The organism is Vibrio sp. ABH4_348 (assembly GCF_056159765.1).
The window spans coordinates 1-312 of record NZ_JBSWVW010000009.1 but is presented as its reverse complement, the minus strand read 5'-3'; the positions used below and the strand labels follow the sequence as shown (position 1 = coordinate 312).

The following is a 312-nucleotide window of genomic DNA, read 5'->3' as shown; positions in this document are numbered from 1 at the left end:
TGCATCAAAGAAGGCATGGTTCCAACGAAACCGGAGCAGCTGTGGGTCGCTGATATTACTTACTTGGCAACGCAAACAGGAAATACCTATCTCAGTTTAATCACCGATGCCTACTCAAGGAAGATAGTTGGGTATCATCTCGATGACAATATGAAGACACAAACAGTGAAGCGCGCGTTCCTGAAGGCCTTGAAAAATCGACGCTACGAGGGTGAGCTTATTCATCACTCTGATAGAGGTATTCAATACTGCGCTGAGGAATATCAGTCATTACACAGAAAATATCATGTGAGGTGCTCTATGACAGATGGA

At 44.2% G+C, this 312-nt stretch carries 1 protein-coding gene; it reads left to right on the top strand.

All coding sequences use genetic code 11. The annotated features are described in order from the left end of the window. Positions 1 to 312, top strand: a 312-nt coding sequence (locus tag ACXAFJ_RS20360; protein WP_475326015.1) for a transposase, incomplete at both ends; no start/stop codon positions are given.